Raw genomic sequence first — 20,585 nt, 5'->3', positions numbered from 1 at the left:
TGGGCGTTCCGCCAGGCGTCCACCTGAGTGGACGCGGCGCCGGTCGGCTCCGGCCGACCTGGCGGCGGCACGCCCTTGCGGCCCGAATTCATTCGGCGGCTGCAGTCGGCGCAGGATGCCTGAATAGTTACCTTTGGTGTACACATGCAGAAAAAGCGCCACTGGCTAGGGCGCCTTACGTCCCAGCACCTCCAGCGCCAGGTCGGGGCGATCGGTGATGATGCCATCTATGCCGATGTCAAGCAAGCGGCGCATGGATTCAACATCGTTGATGGTCCACGCGTGAACCGCGACGTCACGCGCATGGGCGGCCTGCACAAAGTGCGGTGATAGAACTTGGATATTACCAAAATTCTCAGGCACTTGCAGCGCATCGGCTGTTGGGCGATAGAGGGCGGAGACGCGCAGGGTTTGCGCGTAGAAGAAACTGCGCACTTCACTTTCGGACGCGCCAGTTGCCACCTCAGGCATCAAGGCCCGGAAGCGCTCGATGACATCGCTGTTGCTCGCCACCACCAGCACCCGTTCTTGCGCGCCCGCCTGCTGGATCAGGTCGGCCACCGCCTGTTCCATGGGTGGATCAGCCTGTTTGATTTCGATGTTGATGCGTAAAGTCGGAAACGCAGCCAGCACTTCCTGCAAAGTAGGAATCGTGACGCCCTGACCACGGAAGGGAAAGGTTTGGCCATTATCAGTGCTGAACTGATACCCGGCATCCAGCTTCTGGAGATCGCTCAACGCCAGATCGTGCACGCGGCCCGTACCGTTGGTCGTGCGATCCACAGTCGCGTCATGGATGACAACCACGACGCCGTCCTTTGTCGTGTGCACGTCTAGCTCTAGCACATCAACGCCCATCTGCGCCGCGTTGCGGAATGCAGCCATCGTGTTGCTGGGCGCGAGATCCGCGCCGCCTTGATGAGCCATCACGAGGGGTCGCGATGTCTGCACATAAGCCTTGTAGGGTCGCGGCTTGATCGTAATCAAACGATAGATGGCGAAGAACACCGCCACTACGAGCAACGTCAAGGCAATGCGACCGATGATGCGCTTCATGTTTACCTCTTACCCTTACTGCCCTCGCCCACGCGGGCCGTTCGGCAAGGTCTTCTGACCGCAGTCGGATGGTCGCGACCGCGCGCAGCTTAGCGATCCGCAGCGTAGCCGAATCGCCGCAGGTAGGCCAGATCGCGCCGCCAGTGCGGCACCACTTTGACCCACAACTCCAAGTAGACTTTGGTCTCAAGCATCTCTTCGATGCCCACGCGGGCCTGCTGACCGATTTGTTTCAACATGCGGCCGCCCTGGCCGAGCACGATCGCCTTTTGCGACTCCCGTTCCACGTAGACGGTGGCTGAGATGTAGGTCATGTCAGGCCCACGCGTCTTGAACTCCTCCACGACCACGGCCACCGCATGGGGCACTTCCTCGCGCAAGTGATGAATCACCGCTTCGCGCACCAACTCCGCAGCAATGAAACGTTCCTGCACATCGGTCACTTGATCGGCCGGATAGTAGGCCGGGCTTAGCGGCAGCAGCGGCTGCAAGCTGGCGGCCAGGTTGTCAACGCCCTGGCCTGTCGCCGCGGCCAGTTCCAGCATCAACGCCGGCTTGATCAGCGCGGTGAACATGGCCTGACGTTTCTGCAGCGTGGCCTTGTCCACCAGATCAATCTTGTTGCAGCCGATGACGACAGGCCGCGCCTCGGCTTTTTGAATCAGCAGGCTCGCAATCTGTTCATCTTCGGCAAAGGGCGGCTCTGAGATGTCCACGAGCCACAGAATGACATCCGCATCGGGCAGCGCCATGACCGCCTGGTCTACCATGTACTCGCCCAGCTTATGACGTGGACGATGGATGCCAGGGGTATCCACAAAGACGATCTGAGCCTGCGGCAGGGTCAGAATGCCAAGCAGACGGTTGCGCGTCGTTTGCGGCTTTGACGCGGTGATGGCGATCTTCTGTCCCAAAAGGGCATTCAGCAGCGTGGACTTACCCACATTCGGGCGGCCAATAATGGCCACAAATCCAGCATGATGGTCATGGTCAGTCAGCGACGCCGGTTGCGCCGCGCTCTGGGCGATCTCAGCCGCGGGCGCTTCGACGGCAGGACTCTCTTGGGTCACAGATCACTTCCCCTCATCGAGACTGCGTTTCAAGGTGAAATGGATTGAAATCGGTATGGATGTCGTAATAATCCTCGTTTTCCAGGCGTTTGAGCAAGCCTACGATCTGGTAGGTGAGCGGGGTAAAGGCCACTTCGATGCCAACTTTGAAAATGTAGTTGGCGACGATCAAGGTGAGGGCAATTTCCCACGGAAAAACCCCGGTCAGGCAGGCAACGATCACAAAAAGGACGGAGTCAATTCCTTCACCCACCAGCGTTGAGCCAATCGTGCGCAGCCACAGCCAGCGCCCGCGCGTCGCCACCTTGAGCCGCGCCAGCGTGTAGGAATTGGAAAACTCGCCGGCAAAATAGGCCGCCAAACTGGCAATGATGAGGCCGCCGCGGCTCACGCCGCCGAGCACCGCGTCATAGGCGGTCTGGCCCACACTCTGCTGCCAGGTGGCTTCACCAGGCATTCGCCCCACCAGCCACAGGGTTACGCTCATCAACGCCGCCGCGCCGAAGCCTACCCAGATGACGCGCCGTGAGCGGCGATAGCCATAGACTTCCGTCAGCACGTCGCCAAAAATGTAAGAAATCGGAAAGAGCAGCGTCCCCGCGTCGAAGGCGAGGGGCAAGCCGCCCAGCCACCGCGGCAGCGACACGCCCCAATCCACAATTTTGGCCGAAGACGCGATGTTGCTGACCAGCAGAACAGTCACAAAAAGCGCCATGACCAGGTCCAAAAAACGGTAAGCGCGAGATGAGGCTGCGGATGTCATGCAGGAAATGTCAACCCCAGGCCCAGCTTATCTGGACAAATGCCCATGTTCGTCAATTTCTCCGGCCCAGATGCGCGTACTGCTGATAGGATTGCCATCATCGGCCAGAACCCAGGCGATTTCTGCAATACGCAAGGGCGCTTTTCCTGCCTCGCGGCGCTTCTCGTTGATACGCAGCGCGCCAGCCAGGGTCTCTGGCGATACGACGAGCAGGTCGTAATCTTCACTCACGGTGTGACCATAGGTGTCATGCAGGGGAGCAATGATCACCGGCAAATCTGGGGACAAGGTGCGCACATAATCCAGGACGCCCGCGACGCGTGCATCGAAGGGCGCAATCGGGTGCTCTTTGTTCTGCACCATACTGTTGACGGTCACGCCCACAATCAGCTCGCTGGCCTGACTGGCGGCGTAACGCAGCAGCGCCCGATGGCCGTCATGAAGTGGGGAAAAAGTCCCGCCGAGAACCACGCGCATCGGTTATCTCGCCTCTCGTGGGCAATCACAGGTCATGGCGGCTGCGGCCCTTTCGCTCAAAGTGATTTTGCGCTGCATCCTAAAATGTTCCGAACACAGCGATTTTACTCGATGTGATGGCAAATGACAAAGTGCAGGTTCGGTCTCCTGGCCGCACCATGTGACCTGGCGGCGCTGTGACTGACAGAAGTCGTTTGTGTGGCGCGCGACCGCCGGCATTTGCTGGTTTTTGGGGTTGAAGTGCTAAAATGGCGCACCGCAAGCGTTGGCTGTTGGGGAGAGGGAGGGAGGCAAGGATCAGCATGCATCTGTCGAAACGCGCCGCGATCATCGGTCTATGGGTCATGGCCCTGTTGCTTAGCAGCGTCTCGAGTGAATCGGTGCAGGCATGGCCGGCCGCGGCCTGCCCTGATGAGAAGTCGCCAGCGGCCGCGCCTTGCTTGCCTTCCGCCGATGGAATGCCCCTGGTGCGGCCGGCCGCGTGGCCGGCCGCACCGCTGTCGCGCGCATTCTTTGGCATGCACATTCATCGCCCGCACACTATCTGGCCGTCGTTGAACGGCAGCCTGGGCGCGGTGCGCATTTGGGACACAGCCGCACAATGGGCTGATGTCAATCCAGCCAAAGGCGTCTTCCAGTGGGCTGTCCTGGATTATCACGTCAGCCGCGCGCGCGCCCATGGCGCAGATGTCATCATGACCCTGGGGCGCACGCCGCGCTGGGCCAGCGCGCGGCCGACTGAACCGAGCGCGTATGGTCCGGGCCAGGCGGCCGAACCAGCGCTCGACCAGTACTGGCAGGATTGGGTGCGCGCGGTTGCCACGCGCTACCAGGGCAAAATTCGCTACTGGGAAATCTGGAATGAACCAAACGACCCGGCGTTCTTTTCTGGCAGCGCCGAAAAACTGGTAGACCTTTCCCGCCAGGCCTACACGATTCTGAAGACGAGCGATCCACAGAACCAGGTTCTCAGCCCCAGCCCCTACGAGATCAGCTATCTCGATTACTACCTGTCCCTGGGAGGCGGCGCAGTCGCCGATGTGATTGGCTATCATTTCTACCTCGATGAGGCGCCGGAAGCGCTGGCAAACTGGTACATCCCCAGGGTATGGGCCGTTCTGGAGGCCCACGGGCAGGCGGCCAAGCCGCTGTGGAACACCGAGGGAGGCTACCTGCGGCCAGTCATCCCCGGGCCGAAAACCCTCAGCGACGATTTGGGCGCAGCGTATCTCGCGCGAACCTACCTGCTCAATTGGGCCGGCGGCGTCAGTCGTTTCTACTTCTACGCGTGGGATAATCACACGACCACCAATATCGAGTTGACCGCAGCCGATGATGTCGCCTTGACCACCGCGGGCGTGGCTTACCGCGAATTGGCCGGTTGGCTGCTGGGCGCACGCCTGACCGATCTGAGCGTGGACGAAAACGGCGTCTGGATTGTCTCGTTCGACCAGGCGACGGGCGACCGCGCGCACATCGTTTGGCGCACCTCGACGACCGTCACGTTTGCCCCGCCCCCAGCATGGAATGTGCAATCGGCGCGCATGCTGACTGGCGCGCGACGCAGCCTGGCCGGCCGCACACAACTGGCCGTGGGTCTCAGTCCGCTGCTCTTGGAATCAACGCCAGTGAACAGCCTTTTCTTGCCGCTGGTCAGCGGATGGCCGCATTGAAGGAGGCGCTTTCAAGATGACCATCGAGGCGTACACCAAATTTCTGAAAGCGGCATTGGTCGTCTGTGGACCGCTGCTCTTGCTGGCCTTACCCTGGGTATTGACTGCCTGCCAGGCGTCGCCGGCGCAGGCCGTCATCACCGCAACGCCGCGCCGGCCAGACGCGCAGATCGAGGTGACGCAGACGCCCACGCAGACGCTGCTGACGGTGGTCAGCCAGGGCGGCATCGGCGAGGCAGACGTCAGCTTGACGCCGGGCGCCAAGCCCGCGCGCCTCATCTTTCGCCTGCACTTGCGCGGCCTGGAACAATTCCGCCTGATCTACGGCGACACGCTCATCACGGCAGCGGTGGCGAGCGCAGGCCAGCCCATCGTCAGGCAGCAGCGCAGCCTGCTCAGCGCACCGGGTACCGAAGAATCACTGACAGCTGCCAGCCGCTTTTGGCTGCCGCTGCGCCTGGTAACGGACACGGCGGGGGAGGCACGGATTCCGCTGGAAAACGGCTTCTTTGAATTGGAAGCCCCGCCCGATCTGCTAGCTGGAGACGCTCGCGCCTTTCGCTTCGAGTGGATAGACTTCTTTCGCTAATACGGGCGAAAAAGTCGCATTTTTTGCCCACCTCTGGTATAGTATCGCGCCATGACGGACATGCGTTTGGCCCTCCCCCTTCTGCTTACCCTGACTGGCGCAGCCCTGGCCGCAGCCTACGGCCATCCCGCGCTCAATCGTCGTCTGACGATGACGCAGGCCGCCTGGCTGCTGGCCCTCTTCCCGCTCGCGGCGTTCGTCTTCATTTTGGGCCGCCTGCCCGCCATTGCGAACGGCAGCGCGCTCACCGTGGCCGTGGATTGGATGCCCTCGCTCGGTGTGACGGCCAGCCTCTATCTCGACAGCCTCAGCGCGCTCTTCCTGCTGCTGGTAACGGGCATCGGCACGCTGGTCGTAGTCTACACCGGCTACTACTTCAAGGGCGACCACAGCGCGTGGCGCTTCCTGGCTTACCTGTTCCTCTTTATGACGATGATGCTCGGCGTGCTGCTGGCCGGCGACGTGATCACCCTGTTCGTCTTCTGGGAAGGCACCAGCCTCACGTCGTTCCTGCTGATCGCATACAAGTATAAAGATGAGGCGGCGCGGCGGGGCGCGTTCAAGTCGCTCTTCATCACCGGCGGCGGCGGGATCGCGCTGCTGGCCGGGCTGATCTTCGTCGGCTCGACCGCGGGCGGCATGGACTACGCCACGATTCTCCGCAGCGGCGATGTGCTGCGCAGCAGCCCGCTTTACGGCGTGATGCTCGGGCTGGTGGCGTTCGGCGCGTTCACCAAGAGCGCGCAGGTGCCCGCGCACATCTGGCTGCCCGACGCCATGACCGCGCCCACGCCCGCCAGCGCGTACCTGCATTCGGCGACGATGGTCAAGGCCGGCGTCTACCTGCTGGCGCGCATGAACCCGGCCTTGGGCCTGACCGACGCCTGGTTCTGGCTGCTCACCAGTTTCGGGCTGGTGACGATGCTGACCGGCGCCTACCTGGGCTTGAAGCAGCACGATCTCAAGGCGCTGCTGGCCTATTCCACCATCAGCCAGCTTGGCGTGTTGGTGATGCTCATCGGCGGCGACACCTCGGCCGCGTTCAAGGCGCTGGTGATCAGCGTGGTGGCGCACGCGCTTTACAAGTCGGCCCTCTTCCTGATCGCCGGCATCGTGGATCACGAGGCGGGGACGCGCGATCTGCGCCGGCTGGGTGGGCTGCGCCAGGCGATGCCGCTGACCTTTGCCGTGGGCACGGTCGCCGCGCTCTCGATGGCCGGGCTGCCGCCGATGTTCGGCTTCCTGGCCAAAGAGACGCTGCTCGCCTCGGTGACGCATCCGAGCATCCCGCTCCTGGGCAGCGCGTTTCTCTCAGCGGCCGTCGTGGCCGCGGGCGCGCTGATCCTGGCCCAGGCCGGCCTGTTGATTTGGGACACCTTCCTCGGCCGGCCGCGCGATCCGCACGTGCAGGCGCACGAAGCGCCGCGCTGGATGATCGCGATGCCGTTCGTCCCGGCGCTGCTGTCGTTCGCGCTCGGCCTGCTGCCCGAACCGGAGCGCCTGGCCGCCTTCTTCGCCAACGCGGCCGCGGCCGCCTACGGCGACAAGGTCAAGGTGTCGCTGGCGCTGTGGGCCGGCATCACCCCCCCGCTGATCTTGAGCATCGTGGCCGTGTCGTTGGGGCTGATCCTCTGGCTGTTCCGTGCCCGCGTGCGAACACTGCAAAGCCGCGTGCCTGAGCGCTTCAGCTTCAACGCCCTGCACACCGGCGCCTTGCGGATGCTGGATGGCGGCGCCTACCTGGCGACGCGCACCCAAGCGGGCCAACTGCGCCGCTACCTGGCGGTCATGCTGGTGAGCCTGGTCGTGCTCATGCTGCTGTTCGGCCGGCTGCCCCTGCCGACCGCGTTGCCGCCATTTGTGCTGGACGAGCTGGCGATCCTACGCGTCTTCGTGTTGGGCCTGGCGACGGCCGCGGCGGGCCTCAGCATTTTCCTGCGCCGCGACTTCAACGCGATCCTGGCGCTGGGCGCATCGGGCCTGAGCGTGGCCGTGATGATGGTGCTGGAGCCTGCGCCCGACGTCGCGTTGGTGCAGGTGGTGGTAGACATCCTCAGCGTGGTTATTTTGGTGTTGGCGCTGAGCAGCCTGCCGCGCGAGCAGCGCCGCCGCGCCTGGGAGCTGACCTTCAAGCAGAGCCGCTGGGGGCTGGTGCGGGATGTCGCCATCGCGGCCGCGGCCGGCTCTGCCGTGATGCTCCTGACCTTCTTCGCACTGACCTCACGGCCGCGACTGAGCATCGTCACGCCGTTTTACGAAGCCAACGCCAAGCCGCTCACCGGCGCGGCCGACATCGTGGGCGCGGTGGTGGTGGACTTCCGCGGCTTCGACACACTGATCGAGATCGCCGTCTTCGGCCTGGCCGGGCTGGGGGTATACACGCTGCTGCGGTATGCGGCGCGTGGGGAATGGGCAAATCAGCGAATCGGCGAATCACGAATCACGAATCACGCAGCGCCCGGTACGCCCCACGAATACGGTCTCGGCGATGAGCATCACGACGAGGCGATTATGGGCATCGGCGGGACGCGGCCGTCGCCGTTGGTGCGCGCCCTGGCGCAGATCTTGCTGCCGGTGATGCTGGTGCTCGGCGCGGTGCAAATGATGTACGGTCACGATCAGGCCGGCGACGGCTTCACCGCGGGCGTGATCGTCAGCCTGGCGATCGCGTTCTGGTACATCGTGTTTGGCTACAATGAGACGCGGCGCCGGCTGCCGTGGCTGCGGCCCTTCAGCCTGATCGGCGCGGGGCTGCTGCTGGTGATCCTGGATGCGGTCCTCTCGGCCGCGCTGACCGGCGCCTTTTTCGCGCACCTGGACTACGGCAAGCTGCTGGGGCTGACGCTGCCGAAGGGCTTCGGCCTGACCACCTCGTTCATCTTCGAGATCGCCATCTGCCTGACGGTGCTGGGCGGCGCGTCCATGACGCTGGCCGCGCTCGGGCATCCGAAAGAGGATTTCTCACACGGAGACACAAAGACACCAAGAAAAAAAGGCTGAAAATCTCTGTGTCTTCGTGTCTTTGTGTGCGCAAGGAGAAGAACTAAAGAGGATTTCTCACACGGAGACACAAAGACACCAAGAAAAAAAGGCTGAAAATCTCTGTGTCTTCGTGTCTTTGTGTGCGCAAGGAGAAGAACTAAAGAGGATTTCTCACACGGAGACACAAAGACACCAAGAGAAAAACTAAAGATATCTTTGTGCCTCCGTGTCTTTGTGTGAGAATGAGTAAGAAGCTCACACGGAGACACAAAGACACCAAGAGAAAAACTAAAGATATCTTTGTGCGTCCGTGTCTTTGTGTGAGAATGAGTAAGTAGCTCACACGGAGACACAAAGACACCAAGAGAAAAACTAAAGATATCTTTGTGCCTCCGTGTCTTTGTGTGAGAATCAAGAGGAAGTATGAACCTGCTCAAAGCACTTACCATCGGCGCGATGTTCGGGATCGGCGTATTCCAGATGCTGCGCCGCAACGTGATCCGCTCGACTATCGGGCTGATCATCATCGCTAACGCGGTGAACCTGTTCCTGCTGTCCACCGGTGCGTACCAGGGCGCGGTCGCGGCGTATGTCAACGCGACCGGCCAACGCAGCGATGCGCTGCCCCAGGCGCTGGTGCTCACCGCCATCGTGATCAGCATGGCCGGCTTCTCGCTGGTGCTGGGGCTGCTCTACGTGCTCTCGACGCGCTACCACACGGCGGATGCGGATGAGATTGCCGAGCTGAAGCACTGAAATCTCACACAGAGACACAAAGGCACAAAGGATTTTCTGGTTCTTGGTATCTTCGTGTCTTTGTGTGAGCCAAACAAGGTTCCAATCAGTGAACACACACCTGGTTTTGCTTCCCATCCTCATCCCGCTGACCGGCGCGGCGGTCGGGCTGCTGCTGTGGCGCGCGCCGCGGGTGCAGCGGGCGTGGTCGTTCGGCGCGCTGCTCACGTCGGCGACGGCAAGCGCGGCGCTGCTGTGGGCCGTGTGGACGCGCGGGCCGGTCGTCTTCCAGCTCGGCGGCTGGGCCGCGCCGTTCGGTATCAGCCTGGTGGGCGACCTGCTGGGTGCGACGATGGTCATCATGGCGCAGGGGGTGCTGGTGGCAGGGATGATCTACGCGCTGGGCTGCCGCGACAAGTGTGCGACGTACCCAGCCTTCTTCCCGCTCTTTCTGACCCTGACGACCGGGCTGACGGGCACCTTCCTGACCGGCGACATCTTCACGCTGTTCGTCTTCGCCGAGCTGCTGGTGTCATCGGGCGCGGTGCTGACAGCCATTTCAGACGACCGCACTGGCGCAGAGGCGGCGTACAAGTACTTCTTCATCAGCCTGTTCGCCGGCATTTTCCTGCTGAGCGCGGTCGGCGGGCTGTACGTCTCCTACGGTACGCTGAACATGGCTGATCTGGCTGCTCGCATCCTGAGCCTGTCGAAGGATGCGGGTGGGGCGCCGCCGCTGCACTACATGGCGATGGTGCTGATGTTTGTCTTTTTCATGGTGAAGAGCGCGGTGGCGCCGTTTCACTTCTGGCAGCCCGACTTCCACACGGCCGCGCCCACGGCGGTCAGTGCGATGCTGTCGTCGGTGGTGGTGAAGGTGGGGGTGTACGGCTTTCTGCGCATGACCACGCTGCTCTTCGTACCGCAGGCCGCGACGCTGCGAGGTCTGCTGGTCGTCCTGGGGGTCGGCGGCGTGATCTTCGGCGGGTTGGCCGCGCTGGGCACGCACAACGCCAAGCGCATGCTGGCCTACTCGACCCTGGCGCAGATCGGTTTCATCCTGGTCGGCATCGGCTGGGGCACGCCGGTCGCGCTGGCCGCCGCGATCGTGCTGACGGTGAACCACAGCCTGATCAAGGCCGCGCTGCTGATGCTGGCCGGCGCCACCGCCAGCCGGGCGCCGATCAAGTCGGCCGCATTCGCCAATATCACCGGCCTGGGCAAGTCGCTGCCGGGCATGGGCGCGCTCTTCCTGCTCGGTGGGCTGGCGCTGGCCGGCATCCCGCCCACCAACGGCTTCATCGGCAAGTTGGCGCTCTTCCGCGGGGGCGTGCTGGCCGGCCAGTACCCGGCGCTGGCCGCGATCGGCGTCGCCAGCATCATCACGCTGGTCTACGTGGTGCGCGCGTTCCAGCTCATCTGGTGGACGCCGCCCGCTGAAGGCGTCAAGGCCAAGCCGGGCGGAGACAACCTCCTGGCTCCCGCGCTGCTGATCGGCCTGTGCCTGCTGCTGGGCTTCTGGGCCGAGCCGCTGCTGCGCCTGGCGAACGACGTGGCCGCGTGGCTGGGGGATCCGGGACTCTATATCGCGGCGGTGCTGGGGAGATAAGAGAGGTTTCACACGAAAACACAAAGGCACAAAGAGATGAAAAAAGAAACCTTAGTGTCTTCGTGTCTTTGTGTGAGATACTCTCCCGTTCTTGGAGGCTATGCGGTGCACCATCTTCGAACAATTCTCATTCTGTTGGTCATCTACCTGGCGCTGACTGGCAACTGGCAGCCAAGCAACATCCTCTTGGGCGGGTTGGTTGCCGGAGGTGCAACGTTGCTGTTGCGGCCGCAAGGCGGGCAGATGGATCTGCGCCGGCTGCCGGCGGCGGCGTGGGCAGTTGTCCGCTACATTGCCATCCTGGCCGCCGACGTGGTCAAGAGCGGCATCGGCGTGGCGCGCATCGTGCTCGACCCGGCGCTGCCGATCCGGCCGGGCATTGTCGCCATTGATTCCGGGTGTGACAGCGAATGGGGCGCGGCGCTCAGCGCACATGCCATCTCCATCACACCCGGCGAGCTGGTAATTGGCATCAGCCAGGATGGCATCCTGTACACGCACTGCCTGGACGCTACCCACTCGGCCGAGTATGCCGCGGAGGCGCAGACGATGCGCCGCGATCTATTGAGCAAGATTGTCGTATGAGCCAAATCCTTGCCATCGTCTTGAACATCGCCCTGGCGATCCACATCGCGCTGATCGCGGTCTGCGTGTGGCGGGTGTGGCGCGGGGAAAACGTCATTGACCGGCTGATCGGCGCCGACCTGGTGGGCACGCTGATGTTGGCGGTGCTGGTACTGATCGCCCTGATCCTGGTCAATGCAACCACCATTGACGTGGCCCTGGGCCTGGCCGCGTTGGGCTTCGTGAGCACGATTGCGCTGGCAAAGTATATCGCGGATCAACAGATGTTTTGAGTGATGACGTGATTGCGTGAATCGTGATTGCATGTTCACGCATCACGTGTCACGTATCACGCAGCAGAGACCCAATCCCATGCAAACAATCGTTGAACTAATCGCCATCCTCGCAGTCGTGACCGGCACGACTTTTTCGGTGTTGGGCGTGCTTGGCTACATTCGTATGCCCGATGTCTATACACGGCTGCACGCAACAGGCAAGGTCAGCGTGTTCGGCGTCGTGCTACTTCTGCTGGCGACGGTCGCGCTGACGCCGCTCGATTTCGGCAAAGGGCTTGTCCTGATCGCGCTGCTGGTGATCGGCGGCCCCGCGACCTCTCACGCCATTGGCTCCGCGGCCCATCGCATCGGCATCCCGCTGAAACAGGCGATCCGAGATGATCTGGCCCAGCTCGAAGCGGACCATGCCCAGGGAGACAACGGACAGGCGCGGCCTATTTGAGGGGAGGTGTTCGTGAACTGCGGACCTTCGATGCTCAAGCGTTTCCAGATGAATGGCCTGACGCTAGAAAGGGAGATGGTGGCTGATCGGTTGTTGCTGACATACTGATCAGATGGGCCGCGGCGATGGCTCGCTGGGTCGGCGCGTTGAGCCAGGATTGGCGCAGGGCCGGAGACTGCGTCTCCGCGGCCACGGTCTGGCAGCGCTCGTAGGCGCACTGCAGATAGTCCTGCGCAGCCGCCATGTTGCCTTGCGCCTGCGCCACGCGGCTGCAGGTGAAAAGCACGGCTTCTTGCCACATCAGCGAGGGCGCCGCTTCGAGCGTTTTCAGCGCCTGCTGCGCGTCGCGCCAGGCTTCATCGAGCTGGCCGGCCAGCAGATGCAGCTCGGCGGCCGCGTGAATCGCCATCATGTACCCCAGGTCATCCACGGCGGCCGGCAGCTGCACCAGGGCCGCGCGCGCATCGCTCAATGCCGCGGCGATCCGCCCTGGATCGCCGGCGCGCCAGCCAAGCCGTGCGCGCAGGGCACCCAGAGCGGCGCCTGCATCTTGACGACCGTCGGCGGCCAGCAGCCCTTGGGCCTGCGCCATGAGCGCGTCAGCCTGCTCCACCTCGCCTAACTCCCCGCGTATCAGCGCCCGGCTGGCCAGGTGTTCGTACCGGTAAAGCCCGGGGTACAGGGCTTCCGACATCTGCATCCTGCGTTCGTTCGTCTGCAACGCGGCTTCAAACGCCCCAAGAAAAATCAGCAGCAGTTCTTGATATTTCAGGCACAGCACGTGCAACATGTCGTTGTGCAGCTGCCTGGCAACCTTGATCCGTTCGCTGATGAAGTTCAGGCCAGCCTCGTAACGGGCGCCCGGCAGGTAGTAAAACCACATCCACTGCGTCACCGCCGTGTTGATCGCCATGCTGGTGCCGATGGCGTCGGCCACCTCTAACGCCTGGCGCAGGTAGTGCTCGACATCGTCAGGTCGGCGCAGGTGGCAGAGAATTTCGCCCAGGTTGCCCAGGGCGTAACTCTCGCTCGTGCGATCACCCAGTGCGCGGTGCAGCCTGAGCGCCTCCTCCGTCAGGCGCAAGGCTTCGTCGTAACGCCGCTGGTAGTTGTACACCGCGGCCAGGCGGCGTACGCTGATCGCCTCTTGCCAGCGATCGTTAACCTGGCGGCTGACCGCCAGGGCTTCTTCCGCCGTGCGTTCGGCCGCGGCCAGATCGCGCAGGTTGATGAAGGTCATTGCCAGGTTGTGCAGGCATTGGGCAACCTTGTCGAGCCGTCCTGCTTCACGGAAGCGGGCTACAGCCATCTCCAGCTCCTGGCGTCCCTGCTCAAGATCGGTCATCCGGCTGTCAAAACTGAGGCATGCCAGCGCGTGGCCTTCGCGCTGCGGATCGCCCAAACGTTGGGCAATCTGCAGCGCGCGCGTGGCCGGTTCGCGCACTTCGCGTAGATTGATCTGCAGGCTGTAGTCGGCCTCGGCCAGCAGCGCGTCGCACAGCCGGGCTTCGTCATGCAGATGCTCCACCAGGGCCAACATCGCCTGGACATCCTGCGCCTGCGCATCCGGCCGCGCCATCACATTGTAAACCTGGGCGCGCGCCTTGAGGACATCGAAACGCTGCACATCTACCTCCGGCAGCAGGTGCAGGGCTTCCGTGTAGAACCGCGCGGCCTCTTCGTTGGCATACACGCGGGTGGCGCGGTCGGCTGCGCGCACATAGTTCGCCAGGGCGTGCGCTTCATCACCGCCCTGTTCATAGTGGTAAGCCAGCGCCTCGAAGTCGTCCGGTCGCAGTGTTTCAATGGCCGCGGCCACACGTCGGTGCAAACGGTGACGGCGCAGGCTGCTGATGCTTTCGCGCAACGTCAACGGGATGAAGGCATGAGCAAAGACAAAAACCTCGCGCGCGGCCTCGCGGCGGCGTTGACTGCGCACCTCTTCGATCAATTGGGCGCGCACGGCCTGTTCCAGGGCCTCGATCAACGCATCCTCATTCGCTTCGCTGGCCGCGCGCAGCGTGTCGAAGGCGAACTCGCGGCCAATAATGGATGCCAGCAGCAGGATGTCCTGCGTGGCCGCGGGCAGATTGCGTAAACGGGCCTGCACGGCCATGCGCACATTTTGCGGAATATGCAGCGCTTCGTCCGTATTGCGCCGCCAGCGTCCGGCGTCGCAGATCAACTTGCCCTCTTCCACCAGGCTCTTGCACACCTCTTCGATGAAGAAGGGATTGCCCTCAGTCTCGTTGAAGAGGTCGTCGAGGAATGAGGCTGAAACGTCGCCCCCAAACATCACGTGCAGCAGATCAGCCGTCTGGTCACGCGTCAAGCGGCTCAACTTGATGCGCGTCGCCAGCCGCTCGCGCGCCAAATCCAGCAGCACGCCATCCAGACAGCATGTCTCGGCAATAGCTTCTTCGCGGTAAGTAAGCAGTATCAACAGCCTGAGCGACCGCGCGCGTCGCGCCAGGTGGCGCAGCAGGAACAAGCTGCCGCCATCGGCCCAATGACCATCTTCGATGATGAGGAGCAGCGGCCCGCGTTGGCTCAGCGCAGCGCACAGCGCGACAACGCTTTCGAACAGTCGTTGCTGTTCGCCCTGAGGATCGAGCGGCGGATTGGCGGCAATCTCTGGGTAGCTTGCGCGCAGGTCAGGCGCCAGTGTGAGCAGATCGGCCAACACCAATGCAGGCAGCAGGTCCGCAGCGCGGCCGCTGGCGGCGGTCGTTTGGCTCGATTGCCGCATGAGCGCCAAACCGGCACGAATGATGCGTGCTATCGGCGTGTAGGGCGCCGTCCCTTCGGCATAACATTCGCCGGTCAGCACCACGCCGCCGGTCACTTCGGCGTAGGTGGCTAGTTCACGCGCCAGCCGCGTCTTGCCAATGCCGGGTTCACCGCTCAGCAGCAGCACTGGCTCTGCGCCCTGCCCTGCCATCGTGCGCTGCCAAATCAACTTCGCATCGTGCAGTTCACGCGCGCGGCCCACCAGGCGCCCTAGCACCAGTTGGTTGAGCGTAGACAACTCGACCGCTGGTTCGCCGCCTGGCGCGGCCTGTAGATCAAGCTGTTCCAGGGCCTGACGCGCAGCCGTGGCATTGGCGGGGCGCTGATGCGGGTCCTTGCTCATCAACTGCACGATCAGGGCATCCAAGCCCGGCGACACAGACGCGTTGTAGGTGCTGGGCGGCACCACGGGCGCGTGCAGATGCTGTGAAACGACCGCCAGGGCGTCATCGCCGCTGAAGGGCAAGCGCCCCGCCACCCATTCGTACAGCATGACGCCGAGTGCATAGAGGTCAGTCCGGCCATCCAGCGGTTGTCCCAAGGCTTGCTCCGGCGCCAGGTAAAAGACGGTGCCCACCAGCGCGCCTTCGGCCGTCAGCCGCGAGGCCATGCTGTGCGCCAGGCCAAAGTCCACCAACTTGATCACCCCGCTGCTGGTCAGGAGCACGTTTTCCGGTTTGAGATCGCGATGGATCAAGCCATGCGCATGAGCATGCGCCAACGCTTCACACACTTGCACGGCAGCCGAGACCGCCTCGGCCGTGGAGGCTGGCGGCTGTTCGTGCAAAGAAACGCCTTGAATATATTCCATGACGATGAACGGTGCACCGTTGGCTTCGCCGGCGTCAAAAATGGTCACGATGTTGGGGTGATTGAGCTGCGCCGTCGCGCGCGCTTCTTGAATCAAACGCGCACGGCCCTCCGTGCCCAGGTTGGCGGCCGACAGGATCTTGACCGCGACCTCGCGCTCAAGGAATGTGTCGTAAGCCCGGTAGACGGCGCCCATGCCGCCCTGTCCCAACTCAGACACAAGGCGGTAGCGGTCGTTGAGAGTGGTTGCCAGCATAAGCTCTCCCTGGCCGAACGGATCAGCGCGTCAACTCGCCGGTGTGCGGCGCACAATGACTAAAGTGATATCATCCGCAGCTGGCGCATCTCCCGTGAATTCCTGCAACGCTGCGGCCAACGTCGCGGCCAACGCAGGCGCGGCGGCCCGGCGCTGGTCGTGGATGAAGGTGGACAGCCGTTCCTTGCCAAATTCGGCGCCCTCCGCATTCATCGCGTCGGTGGCGCCATCTGTGTAGAAGACGATGAAATCGCCTGGCGCCAGGCTCACCTGGCGCTGCGTGTAGGCGGCATCTTCAAACAGCCCCAAAGCGGCCCCGGTGCGGCGCAGTTCAACCAGCCCCTCCGCTGTGACCAGGATCGGCGGATTGTGGCCGGCATTGACATAGGTCACCGCGCCGTTGGAATCCATCTCCGCGCAAAACAGAGTAACGAACATGCCATTGGCGGCGTCAGCCGCCAGCAGGCGATTGACGTTGGCAATCCTTTCGGCCAGGCTGCCTGCGCCGGAGAGACACGCGCGCACGGTGCTGCGCGTCAGCGCCATCAGCAGCGCCGCGGGCATTCCCTTATCGGAGACGTCGGCAATGACGACGGCCAGGCGTTCTGAGTCGGTTTTCAGGTAGTCGTAGTAGTCGCCGCTGACCTCGCGCGCCGGCAGCCACCAGGCGCCGATCTCAAAGCCGGGCAGGGACGGGGTTTGCTGCGGCAGCAGGCTGCGCTGCACCTCGCGCGCCACCTGCAGCTCGCGCTCCAGGCGTCCCTTTTCCACCGCCACCTGGTAGAGCCGCGCGTTCTCGATGGCAATGGCGGCGCTGGCGGCGATGGAAACCAGGAGATCAAGGTCATCGCGGCTGAAGATACCCGCTTGCAGGTGGTTATCCACATAAATCACGCCCAACGTGGTGTGCTTGATCTGCAGTGGCACGCACAGAATCGAGCGCAATCCCAGACCGATAATGCTGGCGCGGCCGCCGAGCCAGGCGTCGCTCTGCGCGTTGCTGGTGAGTAGGGGGACGCCGTCACGGCCGACGCGCTCAACCACACTGCGCGAGACCTGAAACTCTGGCGCTTCGATGGTCTGCTGATCCAGGCCGCGCGCGGAACGGAAGGTCAGCCGTTGTGGCGCGTCGTAGAGCATGAGGAAGCCGCGCTCCGCGTGGACAGCCGCAACCACCTCATCCATCACGCGGTTGAGCACTTCGGCCATGTCGAGAGATGAACTGAACACCTGCGCAATCCGATAGAGCAGCGCCAGGCGTTCTGCAGATGGCTGACTCATCGTTCCTCCCACTGCGCTTGGTCTGCAAGCGTTGCCTTCAGGCGATTGGAACGTCTATTGCTTTGGAATGGCCTGGCTCTGCATGCAGCAGATGAGCCGCGGTGGTTCCTGCAACCAACTATACTCCAAGACCCCTGCTTCCGGCAAGTTAGGCCGGCCGCGTGAGCACATAGCGGGAGGACCTTTTGATGAAACACAACCTGACCGGGCCGCGCTGGACTGCATTGGCCTTGATTGTCATCCTTCTGGGAACGGCGTGCCTGCCCCGGCTGCCCGCGCTGGCGGCAAACGCACGGCTGGACGGCGCGCTTGGCCCTCAGCTCTTTCACATCAAGACCGCCCCTGCTCAGCAATTCGCACTGGCGGCGGCCGGCGTCGTCGCACATACGCGACTGGCCGACGACTCCATTCTCGCCAGCGGCCCGTCCACAGCCGCAGCCGCTCTGCAGGCCGCGGGACTTGCCTTCGATCTGCTCGCGGCCGACACCGGTGGTCAGGTCTACTACCTGGTGGATGCGCAGGCGCCAGACGCCGCGCCGCTGGCGGCAAGCTTGGGAAGCATCCTTTACCAGGACGCGCTCGACCTGTTGGTGGCCGTGCCGCTTACGTCCGAACAGGCGTTTGTGGAGATGCTGCCCAGCCGGGGCGTGGCCATCGCGTTGGTGCCAAATTCCGCGCTGCTGAGCGAGGAATCCGCGGCGCCTTTCGTACCGCCGGCCAGCGCCGACCCGGTCATCGTGGCCTTGCTGAATCAACTGACCAGCGCGGCGCTGTCAAACCGCATTGCAGACCTCAGCGGCGTGCGGCCGGTTGCGATTGGCGGCAGCAGCGTGACGTTGACCACGCGCTACACTTTCGCCAGCCGCATCCGCGACGCGGAAGCCTATCTGCTGCAGGCCTACCAGCAAATGGGGCTGCCTGCCAGCTATGCCAGTTGGACTTACGGTTCCTACAGCGGCCGCAACGTCATTGCCGATCTCCGCGGCGTCACGCATCCGGAGCGCCTATGGCTGGTGGGTGGGCATTTTGACAGCATCTCTGAGATTCCCTATACCACCGCGCCGGGCGCGGATGACAATGGTTCGGGCAGCGCGGCTACGCTGGCGCTGGCGAATCTCCTGCGCGGCTATCAGTTCAGCGACACCATTCGCTTCGTTCACTTTTCGGGCGAGGAGCAGGGGCATTGGGGCAGTCTGGTCTACGCCGCGGCGCTGCGCAGCGCCGGCGCGCAGGTCATGGGCTATCTCGACCTGGATATGATCGGCTATGATGGCAATGACGACCGCGTCATCGAACTGCACAGCGGCACCGGCAGCAGTTCCATCAACCTGGCCAACGCATTCATCTCAGCCAACACTCGCTACGGCCAGGGTCTGACCGTGGAACTCAAAACGACCAGCGCCAGCCGGTTTTCGGATCATTCGTCGTTTTGGGACAAGGGCTATGCTGCGTACCTGGCGATTGAGAACTTCTTCGATGACAGCCGCCCACGGGATCGCAACCCCTGGTATCACAACACCGGCGACACCCTGAGCCGGGTGGATTTGGATTACGTGCTGCGCTACGCACGCACCGCGCTGGCCTCGCTGGCCGAATTGGCCGGCATCATCAGCGGCCCCACGTCCACGCCCACGGCCACGCGCACCCTGACGCCAACCCCCACGCGCACGCTGACGCCGACGGCGACGCCGACCACGACGCCCATTCCCGGCGGCTGCACCAATTTGCTAGTCAACGGCGACTTCGAGGCCAGCAGCGGCTGGACCTTTGGCGCCACCGCGCGGCCCGCGGCCTACGTCAGCGCGCCGGTTTACAGCGGCAGCCGCGCCCTGCGCCTGGGGATTGCTCCTGGGACCGCTAACGCCGCCGCGCACTCATCGGCCTATCAGACCGTGGTGATTCCAGCCTGGCCCACCGGCGTCTTCCTGCGCTTTTGGCAGCGCCCCGGCGGCGGCGAATCGGCTGATTACCGCGAAGTGCTCCTGCTCAACACCAGCTACGGCCTGGTTGCCACCATCGAGCGCAGTTCTGCCGCGGGCAATGACCAATGGCAGGAGAAGACCTTCGACCTGACCGCGTACCGCAACCGCACACTGGTGCTTTACTTCAACGTTTACAACAATGGCAGCGGCAATCTCACCTGGAATTACCTGGACGAGGCCGCCCTGCTGGCCTGCGCACCCACGCCCACGCCGACCCTGACGCCAACCGCAACGCCGACGCTGACGCCGACAGCTACACCCACGCCGACGGCGACACCGAGCAGCACGCCGACCCCGACGTCAACGCCGAGCGGCGGCCCTACCCCGACGCCCACGGCAAGCGACACACCTACCCCGACGCCCACAGCAAGTGACACACCTACCCCGACGCCCACGGCCACAGAGATGCCGACAGCCACACCGACGCCGACAGCGACCGAAACGTCGGCGCTCACGGAGACCCCAACACCTACGCCGGGTGAGGCGACCCCGACGCCGACGCCCACAGAAACCCCGCTCGCACTGCCGCCGCGTCAATTCCTGCCGCTGATTATGTGACTCTAGATCAAGATCAGGCTTTCACCTAAACGGATTACCTCAGCCAGGTATTCATCGGGATCAGGCGGGGACTTCCACATCACATCCTGCCAATCTCGACGCGTGACTTGACAGAGACGGCGTGCGACATCGGCAGGGTATTGGCCAGCGGCCTTACTCTTCGCGTCGGTAATTGCCGTTACCAGTGACAATCCCAAATGTGTGCACAAGCCCCAAACGTCAGCGATGTCGCGTGGCTCATCTCGGTCCATCAGGGCTGTTACTTTGTTGGCCAAGATGTTCTCCGGGCTGTCAAGCAAGCCCAAAACCGCATGCTGATGCAAATCACCGATGTGGGAAGGCACGTCATTGACACACTCGACCTTCAGCGTCACATCACCTCGGCTAACGAAAAGGCGCAAGAAATACTGACCGCGCCGTTGCACGTCCACATGCCACTGTGGCACTGCATTGAGAACCGCAACAATGAGGCTGCACCAATGAGAAAAGTTGGGACTGAGGTTCGTGAAGAGATCAAGATCTTCTGAAAAGCGATGATCCAAGTAACCACGTGACAACGCGGTACCGCCAGTCAAGTAAAAACCCGTCTGTTGCTGGGCGATTATATGAAGCACCTCATCCTGCATAGGATAGAGTTTCGTCAAGAAAAACT

16 protein-coding genes are annotated in these 20,585 nt (G+C 63.0%); 9 read left to right on the top strand and 7 right to left on the bottom strand.

Translation table 11 applies throughout. The features are described 5' to 3' along the window. Positions 1-165 precede the first annotated feature (165 nt). The 4 genes from ACPQ6D_RS10780 to ACPQ6D_RS10765 all read right to left on the bottom strand — a co-directional run bounded on the left by ACPQ6D_RS10780 (position 166) and on the right by ACPQ6D_RS10765 (position 3,366). Entirely contained in the window at positions 166-1,056 is an 891-nt protein-coding gene (locus ACPQ6D_RS10780) for a glycerophosphodiester phosphodiesterase family protein (protein WP_423224329.1), read from the bottom strand. A gap of 89 nt (positions 1,057-1,145) precedes the next feature. Then, entirely contained in the window at positions 1,146-2,126 is a 981-nt protein-coding gene (era, locus tag ACPQ6D_RS10775) for a GTPase Era (RefSeq protein ID WP_423224328.1), read from the bottom strand. 13 nt (positions 2,127-2,139) lie between these two features. Then, a complete protein-coding gene (locus ACPQ6D_RS10770) occupies positions 2,140-2,841 on the bottom strand; it encodes a queuosine precursor transporter (RefSeq protein WP_423224327.1) in 702 nt (233 codons plus the stop codon). 75 nt (positions 2,842-2,916) lie between these two features. Continuing rightward, a complete protein-coding gene (locus ACPQ6D_RS10765) occupies positions 2,917-3,366 on the bottom strand; it encodes a phosphopantetheine adenylyltransferase (protein ID WP_423224326.1) in 450 nt (149 codons plus the stop codon). 302 nt (positions 3,367-3,668) lie between these two features. On the opposite strand from ACPQ6D_RS10765, the gene ACPQ6D_RS10760 reads away from it, so the two are divergent. From ACPQ6D_RS10760 to mnhG, 8 genes are all read left to right on the top strand, one after another. After that, positions 3,669-5,039 carry an endo-1,4-beta-xylanase gene (locus ACPQ6D_RS10760; protein WP_423224325.1) on the top strand — a complete coding sequence of 457 codons (1,371 nt, stop codon included), beginning with the start codon at positions 3,669-3,671 and terminating at the stop codon, positions 5,037-5,039. Between the two features lie 16 nt (positions 5,040-5,055). Continuing rightward, on the top strand, positions 5,056-5,628 hold the full coding sequence (locus tag ACPQ6D_RS10755; protein ID WP_423224324.1) for a hypothetical protein: 573 nt from the start codon (positions 5,056-5,058) through the stop codon (positions 5,626-5,628). A gap of 51 nt (positions 5,629-5,679) precedes the next feature. Further along, positions 5,680-8,628 carry a hydrogen gas-evolving membrane-bound hydrogenase subunit E gene (mbhE, locus tag ACPQ6D_RS10750; RefSeq protein WP_423224323.1) on the top strand — a complete coding sequence of 983 codons (2,949 nt, stop codon included), beginning with the start codon at positions 5,680-5,682 and terminating at the stop codon, positions 8,626-8,628. 405 nt (positions 8,629-9,033) lie between these two features. Further along, complete coding sequence (locus ACPQ6D_RS10745) at positions 9,034-9,366, top strand: sodium:proton antiporter (protein WP_423224322.1); 333 nt, start codon at positions 9,034-9,036, stop codon at positions 9,364-9,366. Between the two features lie 88 nt (positions 9,367-9,454). Then, entirely contained in the window at positions 9,455-10,954 is a 1,500-nt protein-coding gene (locus ACPQ6D_RS10740; RefSeq protein WP_423224321.1) for a complex I subunit 5 family protein, read from the top strand. Positions 10,955-11,059: 105 nt separating this feature from the next. After that, the gene (locus ACPQ6D_RS10735) at positions 11,060-11,539 is read left to right on the top strand and encodes a Na+/H+ antiporter subunit E (RefSeq protein WP_423224320.1); all 480 of its coding nucleotides are present in this window, start codon (positions 11,060-11,062) and stop codon (positions 11,537-11,539) included. Beyond that, on the top strand, positions 11,536-11,811 hold the full coding sequence (locus tag ACPQ6D_RS10730) for an MrpF/PhaF family protein (protein WP_423224319.1): 276 nt from the start codon (positions 11,536-11,538) through the stop codon (positions 11,809-11,811). Before ACPQ6D_RS10735 ends, ACPQ6D_RS10730 begins: the two co-directional genes overlap by 4 nt. Positions 11,812-11,890: 79 nt before the next feature. Next, positions 11,891-12,256 (top strand): monovalent cation/H(+) antiporter subunit G, encoded by a 366-nt coding sequence (gene mnhG, locus ACPQ6D_RS10725; protein ID WP_423224318.1) that lies wholly within the window; start codon positions 11,891-11,893, stop codon positions 12,254-12,256. Between the two features lie 34 nt (positions 12,257-12,290). Here the strand turns inward: mnhG and ACPQ6D_RS10720 are convergent, their stop codons facing one another. Both ACPQ6D_RS10720 and ACPQ6D_RS10715 read right to left on the bottom strand, forming a co-directional pair. Continuing rightward, on the bottom strand, positions 12,291-16,112 hold the full coding sequence (locus tag ACPQ6D_RS10720) for a protein kinase domain-containing protein (RefSeq protein WP_423224317.1): 3,822 nt from the start codon (positions 16,110-16,112) through the stop codon (positions 12,291-12,293). Between the two features lie 30 nt (positions 16,113-16,142). Then, complete coding sequence (locus ACPQ6D_RS10715; RefSeq protein WP_423224316.1) at positions 16,143-17,393, bottom strand: PP2C family protein-serine/threonine phosphatase; 1,251 nt, start codon at positions 17,391-17,393, stop codon at positions 16,143-16,145. 188 nt (positions 17,394-17,581) lie between these two features. On the opposite strand from ACPQ6D_RS10715, the gene ACPQ6D_RS10710 reads away from it, so the two are divergent. Beyond that, positions 17,582-19,933, top strand: a complete 2,352-nt coding sequence (locus ACPQ6D_RS10710) for a M28 family metallopeptidase (protein ID WP_423224315.1) — start codon at positions 17,582-17,584, stop codon at positions 19,931-19,933. A gap of 2 nt (positions 19,934-19,935) precedes the next feature. On the opposite strand, the gene ACPQ6D_RS10705 is transcribed toward ACPQ6D_RS10710, so the two are convergent. Beyond that, positions 19,936-20,577 (bottom strand): nucleotidyl transferase AbiEii/AbiGii toxin family protein, encoded by a 642-nt coding sequence (locus ACPQ6D_RS10705; RefSeq protein ID WP_423224314.1) that lies wholly within the window; start codon positions 20,575-20,577, stop codon positions 19,936-19,938. Positions 20,578-20,585 lie beyond the last annotated feature (8 nt).

It is taken from the genome of Candidatus Amarolinea aalborgensis, from assembly GCF_900491745.1.
GTDB classification, from domain to species: Bacteria; Chloroflexota; Anaerolineae; order SSC4; family Amarolineaceae; genus Amarolinea; species Amarolinea aalborgensis.
Note: the sequence above shows the minus strand (reverse complement) of the source record. Positions and strands in the feature narration are given on the sequence as shown.

Coding starts and splice junctions, on each gene's coding strand:
- ACPQ6D_RS10745 (WP_423224322.1), top strand. CDS start 9,034: ATGAACCTGCTCAAAGCACTTACCATCGGCGCGATGTTCGGGATCGGC.
- ACPQ6D_RS10780 (WP_423224329.1), bottom strand. CDS start 1,056: ATGAAGCGCATCATCGGTCGCATTGCCTTGACGTTGCTCGTAGTGGCG.
- ACPQ6D_RS10720 (WP_423224317.1), bottom strand. CDS start 16,112: ATGCTGGCAACCACTCTCAACGACCGCTACCGCCTTGTGTCTGAGTTG.
- ACPQ6D_RS10730 (WP_423224319.1), top strand. CDS start 11,536: ATGAGCCAAATCCTTGCCATCGTCTTGAACATCGCCCTGGCGATCCAC.
- mnhG (WP_423224318.1), top strand. CDS start 11,891: ATGCAAACAATCGTTGAACTAATCGCCATCCTCGCAGTCGTGACCGGC.
- ACPQ6D_RS10710 (WP_423224315.1), top strand. CDS start 17,582: ATGAAACACAACCTGACCGGGCCGCGCTGGACTGCATTGGCCTTGATT.
- ACPQ6D_RS10770 (WP_423224327.1), bottom strand. CDS start 2,841: ATGGCGCTTTTTGTGACTGTTCTGCTGGTCAGCAACATCGCGTCTTCG.
- ACPQ6D_RS10760 (WP_423224325.1), top strand. CDS start 3,669: ATGCATCTGTCGAAACGCGCCGCGATCATCGGTCTATGGGTCATGGCC.
- mbhE (WP_423224323.1), top strand. CDS start 5,680: ATGACGGACATGCGTTTGGCCCTCCCCCTTCTGCTTACCCTGACTGGC.
- ACPQ6D_RS10715 (WP_423224316.1), bottom strand. CDS start 17,393: ATGAGTCAGCCATCTGCAGAACGCCTGGCGCTGCTCTATCGGATTGCG.
- ACPQ6D_RS10755 (WP_423224324.1), top strand. CDS start 5,056: ATGACCATCGAGGCGTACACCAAATTTCTGAAAGCGGCATTGGTCGTC.
- ACPQ6D_RS10765 (WP_423224326.1), bottom strand. CDS start 3,366: ATGCGCGTGGTTCTCGGCGGGACTTTTTCCCCACTTCATGACGGCCAT.